Genomic DNA, 17999 nt, shown 5'->3' with positions numbered 1-17999 from the left:
CCAAAGGGGATGATCTTTATTATGATAATAAAAGCACAAGATATATCGGTATCATATACTCAGAATGCCAAAAAAGGCAGAAAAGATAATGTTATAAATATCATAGATCCAGTAGATATAACTATAGTTCCAGGCAAGGTAACAGTTATCTTTGGTAGATCCGGAAGCGGGAAGACTACACTTTTAAGCGTGCTTGCAGGACTGTTGAAGCCGTCAGAGGGAACTGTTTTGTACGATGATATTGATATTTATAAGCAAAAGGATGATATTTTTTCAGAATTTAGAAATCAAAATATCGGATTCATCCCCCAAGGACAGAGCCTTATAAGCGGCCTTACAGTAAGAGAGAATATACTTCTTCCTGCAAGAGAGAGTAAGCGAAGTGCAAATACCAGTGGTGTTAAAGCGGTGAATGCGAATGCTACATCAAATGAGAATAATGCAGGAAGTTGTACCAAAAGAGCAGACGATCTTATCAGTACTTTAGGTCTTCTTGACCGCGCGGATTATCTTCCTAGTCAGTTATCAGGCGGAGAGATCAGAAGATGTGCAATTGCAAGAGCTCTTATCAATGATCCTTCTGTAATATTTGCAGATGAACCAACAGGAGATCTTGATGACCATAATACCAAAATCGTCTTTGAACTTCTAAGACAAAAGGCCAGAGACGACGCAGCAGTTGTAATCGTAACTCATGAAGAAACGGCATATAATTACGCAGATATAGTATATAGGATGGATGCGGGAGCACTGGCGCTATCTGCCTGATGTAAGGCTGGGATTACAGCTTATAGCCCTAGTCTATTACCGGATATATCTTTTTGGACTAAGACAATTTTATTTATAGATGTTAGCATATTATCCAAAATAAAAGTTATCAACTTAAACTTCTCACTTAGACAGACCAGCATTCCCAAAACCTTTACAGTGGGAGGCAGTATATAAATCATTGTCACACTTTTTAATCATTTTATAGAATTCATGAGCGTGATAGATGGAGATTTTTATTCTGCCCGGGGTCCACATGTCTGAGCGCAGCGAGTTTGGACCCCAGAATAAAAATTTGCAGATATCATGCCATGAATTCATAAAATGATTAACAGTGTGACAATGATTTATATACTGCCTCCCACTGTAAAGGCTTTGGGAATGCTGGTCCACTCAAAGCGGGAACTTTGAGTTATTAAGGGGATTTTGGATGACACTACAGCAGCTACGATATGCAATGGTTGTGGCACAGACAGGCTCTATGAACAAGGCAGCAGAGAGCCTTTTTATATCACAGCCCACACTTACCAATACTATAAGAGGACTTGAAGAAGAGTCAGGGATCACTATCTTTAACAGAACCAATAAGGGCGTTAACCTTACAGGTGAAGGCTCCGACTTTCTTTTTTATGCCAAAAAAGTCTGTGATCAGTATGATCAGCTCATATGGCGATATGATGGCAAAGGTAATACCAAAAAGATATTCAGCGTCTCAACACAGCACTATTCATTTGTATGCGAAGCATTTTCAGATACAGTCAAAAACTATGATGCTTCAACATATCATTTTTCAATTCTTGAAACTACAACTTCCAAGATAATAGAAGATGTAAGCTCATCAGTAAGCGAGATAGGAGTTTTGTTCCTTAGTGATTTTAACAAAGAAGCTTTAAAGAAGCTTTTTGTAGACAATACCCTGACCTATAAGAAGATCGTAAGCTGCAGATTCTATGTATATCTTGGCAAAAATCATCCACTTGCAGACAGGGACATAATAGACTATGAAAATATAACCAAATATCCTCTTCTGACCTATGAACAGGGCAAGGACAGTCCTTTATATATGGCTGAAGAGATATTTGGTGAGCAGGATTATCCGTATACTATCAAGGTTTCTGACAGGGCATCCATGCTTCAGATAATGAACAAACTAGATGGATTTACTTTCTGCTCAGGCGCTGTCAGAGGAGCTGTAGGATGGAGCGATTACAAGGTTATACCTCTTAGAGAAAGCGCTCACCTTCCATACAGCTCTATGGAGATAGGCTATATCCATAAAGACGGCCTTAGCGAGATAGGCAAAAGATTCGTTGAGGAGCTCTATAAAGCTGCTCCATCAGAAGAATAATCCGATAACGAGTTTAAATATAAATGCGACTATCCATGCAACTGTGCACTGCCAGATTATAACGGCGCCTGCCCATTTGACGCCCAGTTCTCTTTTGATAGAAGCAACTGCAGCAACGCAGGGTGTGTACAAAAGGCTGAATATAAGGAGTGCACCTGCACTGATAGGTGTAAGTACAGCTGATACACCGCCCTGAGAGCCAAAGAGTATCTCCATAACAGATACTACGCTTTCCTTGGCCATAAATCCGCTGATAAGAGCAGTTACTATCCTCCAGTCGCCAAGCCCAAGGGGACGCAGTACAGGAGCGATAATACCTGCAATAAAGGCAATGATACTATCGGCAGAATCTTCTACCAGGTCAAAGTAGAAATTAAAACTCTGCAGGAACCACACTATGATCGTTGCAAAGAAGATGACAGTGAAAGCTCTCTGGAGGAAGTCTTTGGCCTTCTCCCACATAAGCTGGAAGGTACTCTGAAGTCCCGGAAGTCTGTAATTTGGAAGCTCCATAACAAAAGGAACAGCTTCACCCTTGAAGATGAAGGTCCTGTATATGAGAGCCATAAGGATTCCGACTGCTATGCCAAGAACGTACAGACCTGTCATTATAAATCCGCCTCTGCCCGGGAAGAATGCATTTACAAAAAAGGCATAGATCGGAAGCTTAGCTGTACAGCTCATAAAAGGAGTGAGGATTATAGTCATCTTGCGGTCTCGTTCACTTGGAAGAGTACGCGTGGACATGACAGCCGGAACTGTACAACCAAAACCTATAAGGAGCGGAACAATACTTCTTCCTGAAAGACCTATTTTTCTAAGGAGTTTGTCCATAAAAAAGGCAACTCTCGCGATATAGCCGCTGTCTTCAAGTAGTGATAGAAAGAAGAACATGACGACGACTATAGGAAGGAAGCTGAGTACGCTTCCTACTCCCGCGAATATACCATCAATAACAAGGCTTTGTATTACCTTGTTGACATGAAGGGATATAAGGAGCTTTTCGGTAACTTGTGATAAGGAATCAATGCCAAGTTCAAGCCATTCCTGAAGGATTGCTCCTATAACATTAAAGGTAAGATAGAAGACAAGACCCATTATCAGTATGAAAACAGGGATTGCGGTATATTTGCCGGTCAGGATTTTATCTATTTTCTCACTACGGATTCTTTCTTTACTCTCATGAGGTTTCTTGACGCATTCCTTACTGACTCTTCCTATGTATGCAAAGCGCATATCAGCAATAGCAGCGCTCCTGTCAAGGTTGCGCTCTTTTTCCATCTGGATAGTTATATGCTCAAGGGTTTCAAGCTCGTTCTGGTCAAGGCCCAGCTGTCGTATTATCTGTTTGTCACCTTCGATTATCTTGCTGGCTACAAATCTAACAGGAAGATCTCTGCTTGTAGCATGGTCTTCTATGAAGTGGGCTACGCCGTGAAGGCATCTGTGAACTGCGCCTCCATTCTCATCTTCAAGGCAGAAGTCCTGCTTTGCGGGAAGCGTTTTGTTCTTGGCAACAGTCAGAGCCTGATGTATCAGTTCATCAACACCCGAATTCTTGGCAGCAGATATAGGCACAACAGGGACTCCCAGCATCTGTGTCATCTTCTTGATGTTGATGGAACCTCCATTGCCGGTGAGTTCGTCCATCATATTAAGGGCTACTACCATAGGACGATCCATCTCCAGAAGCTGCATTGTCAGATACAGATTCCTTTCAATATTGGTAGCATCGACTATGTTGATGATCGCATCAGGCTTATCAAGAAGTACGAAATTCCTGGATACAAGCTCTTCGCTTGAATATGGAGACATGGAATATATTCCGGGAAGATCAGTGATGACAGTGTTGGGATAGCCTATGATAGAACCGTCTTTTCTGTCTACAGTTACACCCGGGAAGTTACCTACATGCTGATTGGATCCTGTAAGTCTGTTAAAAAGGGTAGTCTTACCACAATTCTGATTACCTACAAGAGCGAATTTGAGAATTCTGTCTTTAGGAAGGACTATTTTATCTTCCTTTGGAGCTTTTGCCTTTTGACCAGAGCCTTCTTCCTCTATAGTATCAACTTTGGTTATTTCAATCTGCTTTGCATCATCAAGACGCAGAGTAAGTTCATAGCCGTGGATTCTGATCTCTACAGGATCTCCCATAGGTGCATATTTTACTATTTCAAGCTTAGCACCCGGGATTACGCCCATATCGAGGAAATGCTGCCTTGTGGCACCCCTGCCTCCTACTACATCTATTCTGGCTTTCTCGCCAATCTTTAACTCGTTAAGTCTCATAATAACCTACCATAAAAAGTCTGTATTTTTATATGCCATTATAAAATACTAATGCCCTGAGCTTTTTATTCTGACATAGTGACCCATTCTTCAATAATATCGGCTGTTTGATCGATCTGCTCAATATTGGTGATAGAAGGTTCACCATCCCCTGCCTGGATACCATAGCATCCAAAATACGAATGTATACCGCCGTCAATCACATATTCAGCAGCATCTGACGGCCAGTTGGATTTACCATTTTCATAGTTTTCCATTTTAATAACGCTATCATTGGAACCATAGATTGACAATAATCTTAGATCAGTTTCAGATAGGTCCTTGGTAATATATGAAGCAAGAAGGATTATGCCATCATAGGGCATATCATTGCCACTTTGAACCTGCTCGCTTATATATATGCCGGCTGCAACGCCGCCTAGAGAGTGGCCTGCCATATACCATGTGGAAACCTCTGATATCACATCCCCATAGCCGGAGGCTGCTCCGATATCAAGAAATGCCAGATTTTCAGGCATCCTGGTAAGAATGCATACAAATCCTCTTCCTGCAAGTTCGTACATAAGCCCTGAGTAGGCGGTATATTCAACCTTACCTCCAGGATAAAAAACAATTCCGGCCTTCACTAAGTCTTTGTCTTGTGGGATGAACAAAAGAGTGTCATCATCATAGTCTAAAACAGCGGCTTTTCCTTGTGCTTCTATCTCAGAAATAGTGGTAGTATCAGCCTTGTAATAGTTTAGAGAATATATCTTAAATGCTATTGCTGATCCTATTATTATCAGTAATAGCGCAAGTGAGATGTATTTTATTATTTTTGTTTTAGATACTTTATTGGATGTTTTCATAGCTTATACTTGTTGGCTTTTGACCATGCTTTCTTACTAGAATAGAAACCCTTGAAAATCAAGAAAGTTTCCGATTGTTAGTATAACACAAATTGTGCTCATTGACAGTTGCTATATGTGCTATAATGGCGCATTATAGCACATATATAGATATATATAGATATATATAGGCGGTAAGGCCCTTACTTGGAGGTGGCAGGATGACCAAAGACAATAAGGCACAGATCAATATGTATAATAGGGAAGCTGATAGAGATTATTATATGGATAAAGATATGAATAAAGAAAAAAAATTATATGATAAGAAAAAGATAATATATAAAGATAAAGACATCGTCATAAGAGAAGTAAGCCTTATGGATGCACCTGAACTTGTAGAAGTCTACAGACCTTATGTTGAAAAGACGGCGATAACATTCGAGTACGAGGTCCCTTCTGTAGAGGAATTTACAGACAGAATCAAAAATATCAGTGCCAAATATCCATATCTTGTTGTAGAGCAGGATGGCCGTATCATAGGCTATGCATATACAAGTGCCTTCCATGTAAGGAAAGCCTACGAGTGGTCAGCTGAGATGTCCATATATCTTTCTGATAGATGCAAAGGACTTGGCCTTGGAAGAAAACTCTATGAGATACTTGAAGATATATCTTATAAGCAGGGTATCACCAACCTATATGCCTGCATAGGAGCTCCTGAAAAAGAAGACGAATACCTGACCAATAACAGCATTAATTTCCATGACCACATGGGTTACAAACTCATAGGCCGATTTACCAGATGCGGTTACAAATTCTCCCGCTGGTATGACATGGTCTGGATGGAGAAAATAATAGCTCAGCACCAGACAGATGCAAAGGACATCATCCCATACCCAATGCTGAATTAATGAAAAAGTACGCCACCTATTTCAGTGATGGGTGGCGTACTTTTTAAGTACAAGTTTGTTTTTAATCAACAAGTACAGGGTTTTCTTCAACTACCCATGGAAGGCCCCACTTGTTCAGTGCTTCCATGTATGGATCGGGATCGAATTGGTCAGTTGTGAATACACCCGGCTTATTCCAAAGGCCTGATACGACCATCATAGAACCGATCATTGCAGGAACACCTGTTGTATAGCTGATTGCCTGTGAACCAACTTCCTTATAGCATTCTTCATGGTCACATACGTTATAGATGTAGATCTTTTTCTCTTTACCATCTTTTTTACCTGTGAAGATACAACCTATATTGGTCTTGCCCTTAGTTCTTGGTCCGAGAGTAGCAGGATCAGGAAGAAGAGCTTTGAGGAACTGGATCGGAACGATCTCCTGTCCCTGGAACTTGATAGGAGTTGTTGAGAGCATTCCTACGTCTTCTAGACATCTCATGTGATCGAGGTAGCTCTGTCCGAATGTCATAAAGAAGCGGATACGCTTAACTTCAGGCATATTCTTGGCAAGTGCTTCGATCTCTTCGTGATGGAGCAGGTACATATCCTTCATACCAACCTGATCGAAGTTATATTCTCTCTTTATGCTCATGGCAGGGATCTCTACCCAGTGACCATCTTCCCAGTAGGATCCTGGAGCTGATACTTCACGAAGATTGATCTCAGGATTGAAGTTAGTTGCAAATGCATATCCATGATCACCGCCGTTGCAATCGAGGATATCGATTGTATCAATTGTATCGAAATAGTGTTTCTTGGCATATGCAGCAAATACAGATGTTACACCTGGGTCGAATCCTGTTCCGAGAAGTGCTGTAAGTCCTGCGTTCTTGAACTTATCTTCATAAGCCCACTGCCAGCTGTAATCAAAATAAGCAGAGAAGCCGGCTTCCTTGCATCTTGCTTCGTAGATCTTCCTCCACGCTGGATCATCTGTATCTTCAGGCTCGTAGTTAGCTGTATCTATATAGTGAACGCCGGCTTCAAGGCAGGCATCCATGATAGTAAGATCCTGATAAGGAAGAGCCACATTAAGGACTGCATCAGGTTTATATTCCTTGATAAGAGCTGTAAGAGCAGGTACGTCTTCAGCGTCAATCTGTGCTGTGGTTATTTTTGTTTTGGTAGTATCTTTGAGCTTTGCTGCAACATCGTCGCACTTGGACTTGGTTCTTGAAGCGATGCATATCTCTGTAAATACATCACTGTTCTGACAACATTTTGCAATTGCTACCTGTGCGACACCGCCGCATCCGATTATAAGTAATCTGGACATAGTAGTTCCTTTCTGCCATCAAAGGCATAGATATAATTTGATCTAAACTTATAAATGGATAATTGGATCGATGATCCAATATTTCGTGCTTATAAATATATATTAAAATCAGTGTTCCTCTTCATGCAGTATATCAACTACATATCGTGGGAGCATGAATGCTGCTCTGTGAAGAGAGGTCGTATAATACTCAGTTTTGATATTTCTCTCATTCCATCTTTGTTCGTCAAAATCTGTAATGGGATGATATTTCTTACTTGCAAAACCGAAGGTCCAGTAACCTGATGAACAGGTGGGTACGTGGGCCTGATATACCCTGCTTATGGGGAAAGTCTTAAACACTTTCCTGTGCATTGAGCGAAATACGGATTCCTCTTCGTCAAAGAATGGACTTCCGTGCTGATATACCATTATGCCGTCGCTTTTAAGTGCTCTAAAACAGCTTCCATAGAACTCTTTGGTGAAGAGACCTTCTGAATGGCCGAATGGATCTGTTGCATCATTGATGATGATATCGTATTCATTTTCCCTGCCTCTTACAAAGCGAAGCCCGTCCTGATAGGAGATCTGCACGCGTTCATCATCAAATCCCCTTGTACTCTCAGGGAAAAACTCTCTGCAGACTTCTACCATCTGTTCGTCAGGCTCTACGACATCGATCTGTTCGATCTCCGGATAAGCTGTAAACTCTGTAGCAACACCTCCGTCGCCTCCACCTATTATAAGAACTTTCTTGACATGTGGATGAACTGCCATAGGTACATGAGCTACCATTTCATTATAAATGAATTCATCAGATTCAGAAAAAAGGACTTCGCCGTCAAGAACCAGAAACTTACCAAATGATTCTGACTGGAAGACGTCTATCTCCTGAAATTCACTGATACCATGATATAACTGGTTGGTTACTCTTATATTAAGAGATACACTGTCTGTCTGCTGGTCTGAAAACCAGATCTCAGAATTGTTTTTCATAACAGCCTCCTTTTGAAACGCATTTTTATCGAATTTATGCGCCCTCGAAATGCCCTGGCATTTTTATCGAATTTATGCGCCCTCGAAATGCCTTGGCATTTTTGGCGCATTTATGCGCCCTTTACCCCCTCCAGTACCTGAAGGTTATCTGCGGAAGGGTCAGCCATTCCTTGCAAAGAACATCCCTTGTCTCTTGCATACAGGATCATACCGATAAGATCTTCGGTTATAAGTTCGCCTGGCGATAATATCGGGATTCCCGGCGGATAGCACATAACTGATTCGCCGCATACTCGCCCGGCTGTTTCATGTATCGGAAGAGATACCTTCTTTGCATAGAAGGATTCCTGAGGTGAACATACAACCTTAGGAGTTACAGCATCAACATATGCCAGATCTTCTTTGTCTTTTTTGTAAAGACGCCTTATATCAGACAGGGCGCTTGCAAGTCTCTCAATATCCTGCATACGATCTCCTATTGAGATGTATGCCATGATGGTTCCCAGATCACCAAATTCCATCTGTATATCGTACTCATCTCTGAGAAGATCATATACTTCTATGCCGGTAAGACCGATGGGCTTGGTGAATACGCATAGCTTGGTAACGTCGAAGTCATATATACTGGAGCCGTCGATGAGCTCTTTGCCGTAGGCGTAGTAGTCACCTATTGCATTGATCTCATTTCTTGCATATTCACTCATCTCTTTGACTTTGGCAAAAGATTCTCTGCCCCTAAGTGCAAGATTGCGTCTACTGATATCGAGACTTGATAAGAGCAGGTAACTTGCTGAGGTTGTCTGTGTTAGATTTATGATCTGACGAACGTGGGCTCTGTCCATATTTTCACCAAGTAAAAGGACAGAACTCTGGGTAAGCGATCCGCCTGACTTGTGCATGGATATTGCAGCCATATCAGCGCCGGCCTTCATTCCTGCTATAGGAAGGTCGTCTGCAAAGTACAGTTGTGTTCCGTGAGCTTCATCGCACAGAACCTTAAGACCATGCTCATGTGCGATCTTGGTAAGACCTACGAGATCAGAACATATGCCATAATAAGTTGGATTATTTATAAGTACAGCCTTGGCATCGGGATTTGCATTGATGGCTTCAAGAAGGGATTCCTTCTCCATACCAAGAGCAACTCCAATGACAGGATGAATCTTCGGTTTTACATATACCGGAATAGCTCCGCACAGAATGAGTGCGTTGATAACGCTTTTATGAACATTTCGGGGGAGTATGATCTTGTCACCTTTGGCACACACAGATAAGACCATTGCCTGAACAGCACTGGTCGTACCTCCTACCATGAGAAAAGCATAAGCTGCACCAAAAGCATCAGCCATGAGTTCCTCTGCTTCTGCAATAACAGAAACCGGATTGCACAGATTATCAAGTGGTTTCATACTGTTGACGTCAATGCCTACGCACTGCTGTCCTAAAAGCTTTGTAAGCTCCGGATTGCCACGTCCTCTCTTGTGGCCCGGAACATCGAAAGGAACCACCCTTTTTTTACGGAATTTCTCAAGCGCATCGCAGATAGGTGCGCGTTGTTGTCTGCTTAAATCCATACCCCTGCAACTCCCTATAAAAATATTTTAATAATGAAGCCCCAAAAAAGGTGTCACTTGCGATAACTTATCATAGCAAAAGCCCTATGTCAAGCGGAGTTTGCAGGCTTTTTCACCTCAAAATCTTTGCCAAAAAATCTGGCAAAATTTTGGTTAAAAATATAGATGATTTTGTTGCTCGTAATCACTTGGTCATGGCAGTATCCGACCAGGTATTACCGCGGCGGGCAGTATATAAATCTATTCCGCACTATATCGCGGGTTATGAATTCTGGGCTTTGTATCTGAACCTTTATATTCTGGGGGACGAAACTCGCTTCGCTCAGACAGTCGTCCCCCAAGAAGAATATAAAGATTCATCTACAAAGCTCCAGAATTCTATAACCCGGGATAAAGCGCGAAATAGATTTATATACTGCCCGCCGCGGTAATACCTGGCCGGATACTGCCATGACCAAGTGAAAAGCCGGAAGTAAAGCTTGAAAATGTTCCATATTAAAATCAAATTGATGTCGCGAGTTCCATTAATTTGAACCATTTGTCACTCGCTTTGCTCACGACATGAGGTAAAAAAATAGATGATTTTGATAAAAATATGTAGTATTTTGATATTATATTAAAATACTATAGTGTTATCTAAAAATGTAAGCGTGGTTAACTATAAAAACGAAATAAATGGGCTAAGGCCATTTCTAACTAAAACTTATCTTTTAGGCAGTCAGGTATACTCAAAGGCTTTGCAGAGAGACGAAGATCTCGGGCGGACGGAATACGGATCATTTACACGCTTTTAATTGTTTTATAAAATTCATGAGCGTGATAGATGGAGATTTTCATTCTGCCTGGGGTCCACCTGTCTGAGCGAAGCGAGTTTGGACCCCGGAATGAAAAGCGCCAGATATCATGCCATGAATTTATAAAACAATTATAGCGTGTAAATGATCCATATTCCGTCCGCCCGAGATCTTCGTCTCTCTGCAAAGTCTTTGAGTATACCAATCACCCAAGTAGCAAGTTTTGGCTTGACCCGGAAAAGAGGCTAGATGTATCAAAATCCGATTTTATATGCTGATTATTCAGATCCTGATGTTATACGTGTAGGCCAGGATTTTTATATGGTGGCATCATCTTTTACATATCTGCCCGGAGTTCCACTTCTTCATTCTAAAGATCTGGTTCACTGGGAGATAATCAATTACTGCGTTTCAAAACTTCCTTTTGACAAGTACAACAGACCTTCTCACGGCTCCGGAACCTGGGCTCCGTCTATTAGATATCATGATGACACATTTATTGTGTTTATCCCTCTTCCGGATGAGGGCATCATGGTAGCCAGAAGTAAAGATCCATACGGCCAGTTCCAGCTTAACATGCTATGTACATCCAAAGGCTGGATAGATCCGTGCCCTATCTGGGATGATGATGGAAGAGCATATATGGTATATGCACTTGCAAGGAGTAGATGTGGTATCAAGCACAGGCTCATGCTAGTGGAGATTGATCCTGAGTGTACAAGGCTTATTGGTGAGCCTATGCTTATCTTTGATGGAGAGCAGGTGGCGCCTACAACAGAAGGCCCCAAGATTTATAAGAAGGATGACTATTACTATATTCTTATGCCATCCGGAGGCGTTGCGACAGGTTGGCAGTCATGCCTTAGATCCAGGGATATACATGGACCTTATGAGTACAAGGTTGTAATGCATCAGGGCTGTACGGATATCAATGGCCCTCACCAGGGAGGCTGGGTTGATACACCGGATGGTCGTAACTGGTTCGTTCATTTTCAGGATGTTCATGAACTTGGAAGGATCACACATCTTCAGCCTATGTGTTTTATTAACGGATGGCCCTTTATAGGAAGTGATCTTGACGGTGACGGGATAGGAGAGCCTGTCAAGGAATGGTCTGATCCTGTTGAAGGTGCTCCTGAATATAAGATAAGTACATCTGATGACTTTAGATCTGATAAGCTTGGGCTTCAGTGGCAGTGGCAGGCCAATCCCAACGAAGACTGGTATCAGCTTGATGATGGGCATCTTATTCTTTACTGTATGGCTCCTGGAGGAAGAGAGAATCTTTTGTGGTATGCGGGCAATGTCCTGACTCAGATACCTCAGAGTAAAGCTTTTACTGTGACTACATCGATCCATCTGTATCCCGGAGAAGATGGGGATATAGCTGCTTGCGGTATTGTGGGGCAGAAGTATTCCTATGCCGGGATCAAGCGTATGCAGGGCAAGAACTTCGTTGTTATGTTCAAAGGAGATGTTACTAACAAGGAATTTGAAGGAGAAGCTACCGAGACTTCATGCGATGCACAGTTAATAGATTCGGGCCATATATTTATGAAGATAGTGGTTCGTGAAGATAAATCTTATAACTATTACTATTCGCTTGACGGAGTGTCTTATAAAGAGCTTGGCAAAACACAGATGCTGGAAAGAGCAACATGGACAGGCGCCAAGATATGCCTTTGGTCAGCCAATATGAATAATAAAGGAAGTGGCAATGGCTATGGTAGATATGACTGGGTATATATCACAGATGATATGGCGAAATAGCAATAAGATCACAGCTTAAAGTGGTTAACTCAAACTACTACTGTTTATTTTAGGTGCGATACGAGGTGGTTATGAATATTTATTCTTCGAAATCAGAAAAAGGCTTTAAAGAAGGAATTGAGGCAGCTCTTAGCGGTGATCTTGAACTTGTAAAACAAAAGACACGTCATGGTTTGAATCTTGAAGATACTGATGAGCATGGAAGGAGCGTGCTTCACTATGCGGTTCTTGGAGGCAATCTTGAAATAGTAAGATATCTGGTGCTTAGCTGCCAGATGGATCCTACCTATGCAGATGAATGGCTTATAACTCCATATGATCTCGCAGGAGAAGAACTGTATCTTGAAGCGTTAGGTATGCTGCCATCCGGTGGGAAAGCAGTATATGGCGGACTATCTGTCAAAGCCTCACAGGATTATATCTATCAAAAATATTATTTTAAATCAAAAGATAATAATAAAAATAGTAATTCGGATAGTAATGAAGACAATAATGAAGATGGTAATAATGATAACAGAAAAGATATATATACTTTTTTGAAAAAACATCTGGGTTATGATCTGAGTGATACCTACAGGAATCCGGTCATGAGATCATTTCATGCAGATCCTTCCATAGTAAGGGTTGGAGATGACTATTATATGGTCAACTCCAGCTTTATCTATTTTCCCGGAATACCGATTTCTCATTCCAAAGATCTTGTCAACTGGCAGCTCATTGGATATGCAGTTACAGATCCTGACTGGGCATCGGAGCATCTTGGCAGGCTTGAAGGTGGCAGGGGATTCTGGGCGCCGGATATAAGTTATCATGATGGTAGATTCTATATCTGCGCAACCCTTCGTAACAACGATGATATGGAATATCCGCAGACTCAGATTGTCACAAGCTCGGATAGACCGGAAGGTCCTTATGATACTCCTGTGATCCATAATATTAGTGGAATAGATCCGTCTCTTTTTACAGATGATGATGGAAGAAGATATATGCTTCTTAATAGAGGGGCATGTCTTATGGAAGTGTCATCTGATGGAAAGCGGATACTATCTGATCCTGAAATGATAGCTTACGGCTGGTCAGGCCATGCTCCGGAGGGACCGCATCTTATTAAAAAGGACGGTTATTATTACTGTTTCCTTGCTGAGGGTGGTACCGGCAGAGGGCACATGATCACTGTCCTTAGATCTAGGAATCTCAAAGGTCCTTATGAGAACTGCCCTTACAATCCTATCATGACGCAAAAAGATCCTATTGCTCCTATCCAGTGCTGTGGTCATGGCAAGCCTGTTATGACGCAGGATGGCAGCTGGTACATGGTATATCTGTGTGAGAGGATGATAGATGGCAAATGGGGGATGCTTGGAAGAGAGACTGCTCTTGATAAGATCACATGGACAGCGGACGGCTGGCCTATTGTAAATATGCGCAAGGGCCCTTCTTATATAGCCAAGCTCCCATATGATCGCAAGGATTCTACCTATGTTGCCAACGACTCCAAAATTCCGAATGACGGAAAACATAATATGACTATTCCCGCCGTTACAGGACGTAAAAGGGAATGTCCAGAAGTACATGGATGTACTTCTATTCCCGTCATTACAGGACGTAAGAGGGAATGTCCAGAAGTACACGGATGTACTTCTATTCCCGGCTTTGTATGGCTCTTTGCAAGAACTGCGGATAAAAAGTTTGTAGATGTTAGGCAGGACAGTTCTGTCATGATCAAAGGAGATGGGAGAGATCTGTGTGACATTGGTTGCAGGAGTTTTGCTGTATATAATCAAAAAGACCTTGTCTGCAGGGATGAGATACAGATGATAAGTCCAAATGGCCTTTTGGATCATGAAGAAGCCGGGATGACTTTATATTATGATGAGAATTCCTATATCAAATTTGGACTTAGAAAGCAAGATGGATGTACCAAAGCTGTGATCACAGAGTATAGAGATGACAGGTATATTTATGAGCATATATTTAATATAGAAGATATATCAGAAAATACGTTCACGCTTATAACAGATTATACCCAAAGGACGTTCCTTCTTAATGGAAGATGTCTGTATACTGCCAAAGATGTGACTGGCATATGCTCCGAAGGGTTGTCCAAGGGCAAGAGATTTACATCTGCTATGATCGGTGCCTATGTATTTGGCAATAATACACATATATTTATAAGAAGAAGTGAAGAATAAAAAATAAGCATTGCGATTGTAAGATACTATTTATTTAAGGTAATAAATACAGTAATGAACAGGCTTTTAAATTTTTTTGAAAATCTGTGAAAGAGATTACAAAAATTACTGATCAAAACGAGCTGATTTTGGGGTAAACGTAACTGCTTACAATCATCTTTTTTACGATTTTTTATTGTTAAAATTGACGAATAAAATATGTGAAAGTGCATAATTAATAGGGGCTGTTTTTCGCAATAATTGATAAAAAACACAAAAATTTTCGCGGTTGTTTCGGCTTTTAAAGAGTGATAAAAGGTGGTTTAGGATGTGATTAGGGCCGCAAACGCTGAAAATACGGGATTTTTTGAACTACTTTGCATTTTTGGCAATTATTTATGAAAATATAGCTTGAAATACTATTTTCTACATGCTAAATTAAACACATAAGGTATTGAAAACGCTTACATTTTTATACATTATTAAGGAGGGTAATTTTATGAAAAAGAAAGCGATATCATTGCTCCTATCCGCAGCAATGGTAGGAGTGCTTGCAGGATGTGCAGGTACAGGAACAGAAACAGGAACAGGAACAGAGTCTGCCAATGGGGGTAGCTCACAGGCTGAACAGACAGAAGGTGGTAGCGACTATCAGCTTACACAGATCAATCTGGTATTCGACGGAACTCTTACAGCTACAGTCGATGCAGGACAGGCTGAGTTCGTAGATCAGTGGGAGAAGGCAATCGAAGAGAAGTTCGGCTATCATGTAGATCTTAATATCACACAGCTTGATCACTCTGATTATTCAGGAACAGTTTCACGTCTTCTTACAACAGGAGAAGCAGGCGACGGAGAATATCCTGATGCTCTTATCATGAGCGCTACGATGCTCAGACAGTATCAAACAACAGGTCTTCTTTGGGATATGGCCAATGCTTATGACAATGCCGAGTTCCAGTCACGTCTGACACTTGATAAGATCAATGAGAATCTTAAGACTTCATCAGGAGCTCTTTACGGATTCGCTCCTACATATGGTAACGGATGTGTTACTTATGTTAAGAAAGCATGGCTTGATGCTGTAGGAATTGATGCAGCTTCTGTTACAGATTTCGATTCATATTACAACATGCTTCAGGCTTTCACTAATGATGATCCTGATGGTAACGGATCTGCAGGAACATACGGTGTAATCGCAGCAGGCTACGGTAAGCTTGATGAGGCTCCATACATCAACTACATGCCTGAGTTCTGGCAGGATGCATATCCTTCATTCTATCAGAACAGCGAAGGCGTTTGGGTAGACGGTTTCACAGAGCAGGCTACAATCGATGCTCTTGCAAGACTTAACAAGGGTTATACAGACGGCGTTATCGATCCTGATACAGAGGAAGCTGGTACTAAGCAGGCTCGTGAGAAGTGGTTCTCCAATGATCAGTCAACATCTTCAGGTGTATTCACATACTGGGCTGGTACATGGTATCAGACACTTACAGATAAGCTCATTGGTAATGAAGTTGATTCTGAACTTGTAGAGCTTGCTCCTATCAAGGAGATCAAGGACAGCTGGGGCGGATACCTTAACAGAGAAGCTCCTGTTCTTACAATCACAGATGATGGTGACGGAGACAGCGCTCGTGAGCAGGCTATCTTCGATGTCCTCTTCGACACAATGCTTGATGGTGACAAGGTACAGACTCTCTGGACATACGGCGCAGAAGGTGTTCACTGGTCAACAGAAGCAGAAACATTCACAACAAATGCCGGAACAGATGATGCTAAGGAATACAGCTATGAAGCTGGTCAGTTCCACCTTAAGCAGTCACCTAACGACGAGAACACAGTTTGGAAGAAGAACTTCCTTGATGCTAATCTCGTAATCGCTCCTCTTACAAACGGCTATGCAGATAATACAGATCTTGTTGTAGAAGGTAACCAGTTCTTCACAGAGAACTGCGTAGATGCTCCTGCAGCAGCTTCAAGTGAGACACTTACAAACTATGAAGCAGACATGGTTACAGATAAGACAACTTGGATGAATCAGGCAGTAGTAGGTGATATCACACCTGAGCAGGCTGTACAGAACTACATTGACAAGTACGGCGATGCATCTGCAGCTATTCTTGAAGAACTTAACGCTCAGTAATAGCATACGACCCGGTTTGAGGTAAAAAGGCTGTAAGATTCAGAATTTCTGATCCTGCCTCTGCGTATTAACGGAGGCAGGATTTTTGCTGAGGATATTACAGTGGGATTTACGGTACTATGAAAGGAAACACAAAACTATGAGTAAAAAGTATAAGCAGGCTGATCTTGCTCTTGGTGCAGTTAGAAACAAGAAGCCTCTGGGGCAGCGAATATGGAATTCAAGAGGTTATTACCTCATGTTCCTTCCGGTATTCATTTTCGTTATCATCATGTATTACTGGCCAATGCTTGGAGTAAGATATTCTTTCTACAGCTACAAGCTCAAGAATATCCATTGGGTTGGTCTTGAAAACTTCCAGATAATGTTTGCAAAAGCAGAGTTCTGGGCAGCACTTAAAAACACACTTATTATTTCTATAGCTAAGCTACTTATTAACACATTCGCAGCTGTTATCATTTCTGTTTTCCTTAATGAAATGGGTAATATAATTGCCAAGAAAGCATTCCAGACAGTTATTTACCTTCCGCACTTTATGTCATATGCGGTTGTAGCAGCTATCTTCACTCTTTTCTTATCCAATTCATCAACAGGTTTCATCAATGAGACTTTAAAAGAATGGGGAGTTATCTCAACTAGCATTGACTTCCTCCATTCAACTAAGATGTGGAGACCTATTTTCTATTTGATCAATATGTGGAAAGAAACAGGTTGGGGAACAGTTATCTTCCTTGCAACTCTTGCAGGTATCAATCCTGAGATCTACGAGGCAGCAGATATTGACGGTGCCACAAGACTTCAGAAGATCTGGTATGTAACAGTTCCTGAACTTGCTAATACTATTATCATCGTACTCATCCTGAACATAGCTAAGGTTCTTAATATCTTCGAGCCTGTATTCGTTCTCTATAACTCACGAGTATACGATGTAGCAGATGTTATCTCCACTTATATATATCGTCAGACATTCCTGCAGTTCATTCCTGATTATGGTTATACTACTGCTGTTGGTCTATTCAAATCAGTTGTTGGTGGTATTCTCATGCTGCTTAGTAACTTTGCAAGTAAAAAAGTCCGCGGACGCGGTATTATTTAAGGA

General features: G+C 41.5%; 12 protein-coding genes. 7 read left to right on the top strand and 5 right to left on the bottom strand.

Features of this window, described 5'->3' with window-relative positions; genetic code table 11:
* The first annotated feature begins 21 nt into the window (after positions 1-21).
* Positions 22-768, top strand: a complete 747-nt coding sequence (locus tag BMX21_RS11085; RefSeq protein WP_092044279.1) for an ABC transporter ATP-binding protein — start codon at positions 22-24, stop codon at positions 766-768.
* 430 nt (positions 769-1198) lie between these two features.
* A complete protein-coding gene (locus tag BMX21_RS11080; RefSeq protein WP_092044278.1) occupies positions 1199-2116 on the top strand; it encodes a LysR family transcriptional regulator in 918 nt (305 codons plus the stop codon).
* Here BMX21_RS11080 and feoB read toward each other — a convergent pair.
* Together feoB and BMX21_RS11070 are read right to left on the bottom strand one after the other, a co-directional pair.
* Positions 2105-4408, bottom strand: a complete 2304-nt coding sequence (gene feoB / locus BMX21_RS11075) for a ferrous iron transport protein B (RefSeq protein ID WP_092044277.1) — start codon at positions 4406-4408, stop codon at positions 2105-2107. The two genes, BMX21_RS11080 and feoB, sit on opposite strands and share 12 nt — an antisense overlap.
* 65 nt (positions 4409-4473) lie before the next feature.
* Positions 4474-5256 carry an alpha/beta hydrolase gene (locus tag BMX21_RS11070; protein ID WP_092044276.1) on the bottom strand — a complete coding sequence of 261 codons (783 nt, stop codon included), beginning with the start codon at positions 5254-5256 and terminating at the stop codon, positions 4474-4476.
* 200 nt (positions 5257-5456) lie between these two features.
* Here BMX21_RS11070 and BMX21_RS11065 point away from each other — a divergent pair, with 200 nt between their 5' ends.
* On the top strand, positions 5457-6146 hold the full coding sequence (locus BMX21_RS11065) for a GNAT family N-acetyltransferase (protein ID WP_330390205.1): 690 nt from the start codon (positions 5457-5459) through the stop codon (positions 6144-6146).
* Between the two features lie 61 nt (positions 6147-6207).
* On the opposite strand, the gene BMX21_RS11060 is transcribed toward BMX21_RS11065, so the two are convergent.
* From BMX21_RS11060 to BMX21_RS11050, 3 genes are all read right to left on the bottom strand, one after another.
* The gene (locus tag BMX21_RS11060) at positions 6208-7467 is read right to left on the bottom strand and encodes a saccharopine dehydrogenase family protein (RefSeq protein WP_022759178.1); all 1260 of its coding nucleotides are present in this window, start codon (positions 7465-7467) and stop codon (positions 6208-6210) included.
* A gap of 108 nt (positions 7468-7575) precedes the next feature.
* Positions 7576-8442, bottom strand: a complete 867-nt coding sequence (speE, locus tag BMX21_RS11055; protein ID WP_022754745.1) for a polyamine aminopropyltransferase — start codon at positions 8440-8442, stop codon at positions 7576-7578.
* A gap of 110 nt (positions 8443-8552) precedes the next feature.
* Positions 8553-10016, bottom strand: coding sequence for an aminotransferase class I/II-fold pyridoxal phosphate-dependent enzyme (locus tag BMX21_RS11050; RefSeq protein WP_092044275.1), 1464 nt, complete (start codon positions 10014-10016; stop codon positions 8553-8555).
* A gap of 1043 nt (positions 10017-11059) precedes the next feature.
* On the opposite strand from BMX21_RS11050, the gene BMX21_RS11045 reads away from it, so the two are divergent.
* The 4 genes from BMX21_RS11045 (at position 11060) to BMX21_RS11030 (ending at position 17996) form a co-directional block, all read left to right on the top strand.
* On the top strand, positions 11060-12580 hold the full coding sequence (locus BMX21_RS11045; protein WP_092044270.1) for a glycoside hydrolase family 43 protein: 1521 nt from the start codon (positions 11060-11062) through the stop codon (positions 12578-12580).
* A gap of 71 nt (positions 12581-12651) precedes the next feature.
* Positions 12652-14772 (top strand): family 43 glycosylhydrolase, encoded by a 2121-nt coding sequence (locus tag BMX21_RS11040; protein ID WP_177174011.1) that lies wholly within the window; start codon positions 12652-12654, stop codon positions 14770-14772.
* A 478-nt stretch (positions 14773-15250) separates the two neighbouring features.
* Positions 15251-16900, top strand: coding sequence for a type 2 periplasmic-binding domain-containing protein (locus tag BMX21_RS11035; RefSeq protein WP_092044268.1), 1650 nt, complete (start codon positions 15251-15253; stop codon positions 16898-16900).
* A 139-nt stretch (positions 16901-17039) separates the two neighbouring features.
* The gene (locus tag BMX21_RS11030; protein WP_022754751.1) at positions 17040-17996 is read left to right on the top strand and encodes an ABC transporter permease; all 957 of its coding nucleotides are present in this window, start codon (positions 17040-17042) and stop codon (positions 17994-17996) included.
* Positions 17997-17999 lie beyond the last annotated feature (3 nt).

Source organism: Butyrivibrio sp. TB (assembly GCF_900110805.1).
GTDB classification, from domain to species: Bacteria; Bacillota; Clostridia; order Lachnospirales; family Lachnospiraceae; genus Butyrivibrio; species Butyrivibrio fibrisolvens_C.
The sequence above is the reverse complement of the archived record's forward strand: the minus strand, read 5'-3'. Positions and strand labels throughout refer to the sequence as shown.

Excerpts from the sequence above, each read along its gene's own strand:
- BMX21_RS11085 (WP_092044279.1), top strand. The coding sequence starts at position 22 with ATGATAATAAAAGCACAAGATATATCGGTATCATATACTCAGAATGCC.
- BMX21_RS11080 (WP_092044278.1), top strand. The coding sequence starts at position 1,199 with ATGACACTACAGCAGCTACGATATGCAATGGTTGTGGCACAGACAGGC.
- feoB (WP_092044277.1), bottom strand. The coding sequence starts at position 4,408 with ATGAGACTTAACGAGTTAAAGATTGGCGAGAAAGCCAGAATAGATGTA.
- BMX21_RS11070 (WP_092044276.1), bottom strand. The coding sequence starts at position 5,256 with ATGAAAACATCCAATAAAGTATCTAAAACAAAAATAATAAAATACATC.
- BMX21_RS11065 (WP_330390205.1), top strand. The coding sequence starts at position 5,457 with ATGACCAAAGACAATAAGGCACAGATCAATATGTATAATAGGGAAGCT.
- BMX21_RS11060 (WP_022759178.1), bottom strand. The coding sequence starts at position 7,467 with ATGTCCAGATTACTTATAATCGGATGCGGCGGTGTCGCACAGGTAGCA.
- speE (WP_022754745.1), bottom strand. The coding sequence starts at position 8,442 with ATGAAAAACAATTCTGAGATCTGGTTTTCAGACCAGCAGACAGACAGT.
- BMX21_RS11050 (WP_092044275.1), bottom strand. The coding sequence starts at position 10,016 with ATGGATTTAAGCAGACAACAACGCGCACCTATCTGCGATGCGCTTGAG.
- BMX21_RS11045 (WP_092044270.1), top strand. The coding sequence starts at position 11,060 with ATGTATCAAAATCCGATTTTATATGCTGATTATTCAGATCCTGATGTT.
- BMX21_RS11040 (WP_177174011.1), top strand. The coding sequence starts at position 12,652 with ATGAATATTTATTCTTCGAAATCAGAAAAAGGCTTTAAAGAAGGAATT.
- BMX21_RS11035 (WP_092044268.1), top strand. The coding sequence starts at position 15,251 with ATGAAAAAGAAAGCGATATCATTGCTCCTATCCGCAGCAATGGTAGGA.
- BMX21_RS11030 (WP_022754751.1), top strand. The coding sequence starts at position 17,040 with ATGAGTAAAAAGTATAAGCAGGCTGATCTTGCTCTTGGTGCAGTTAGA.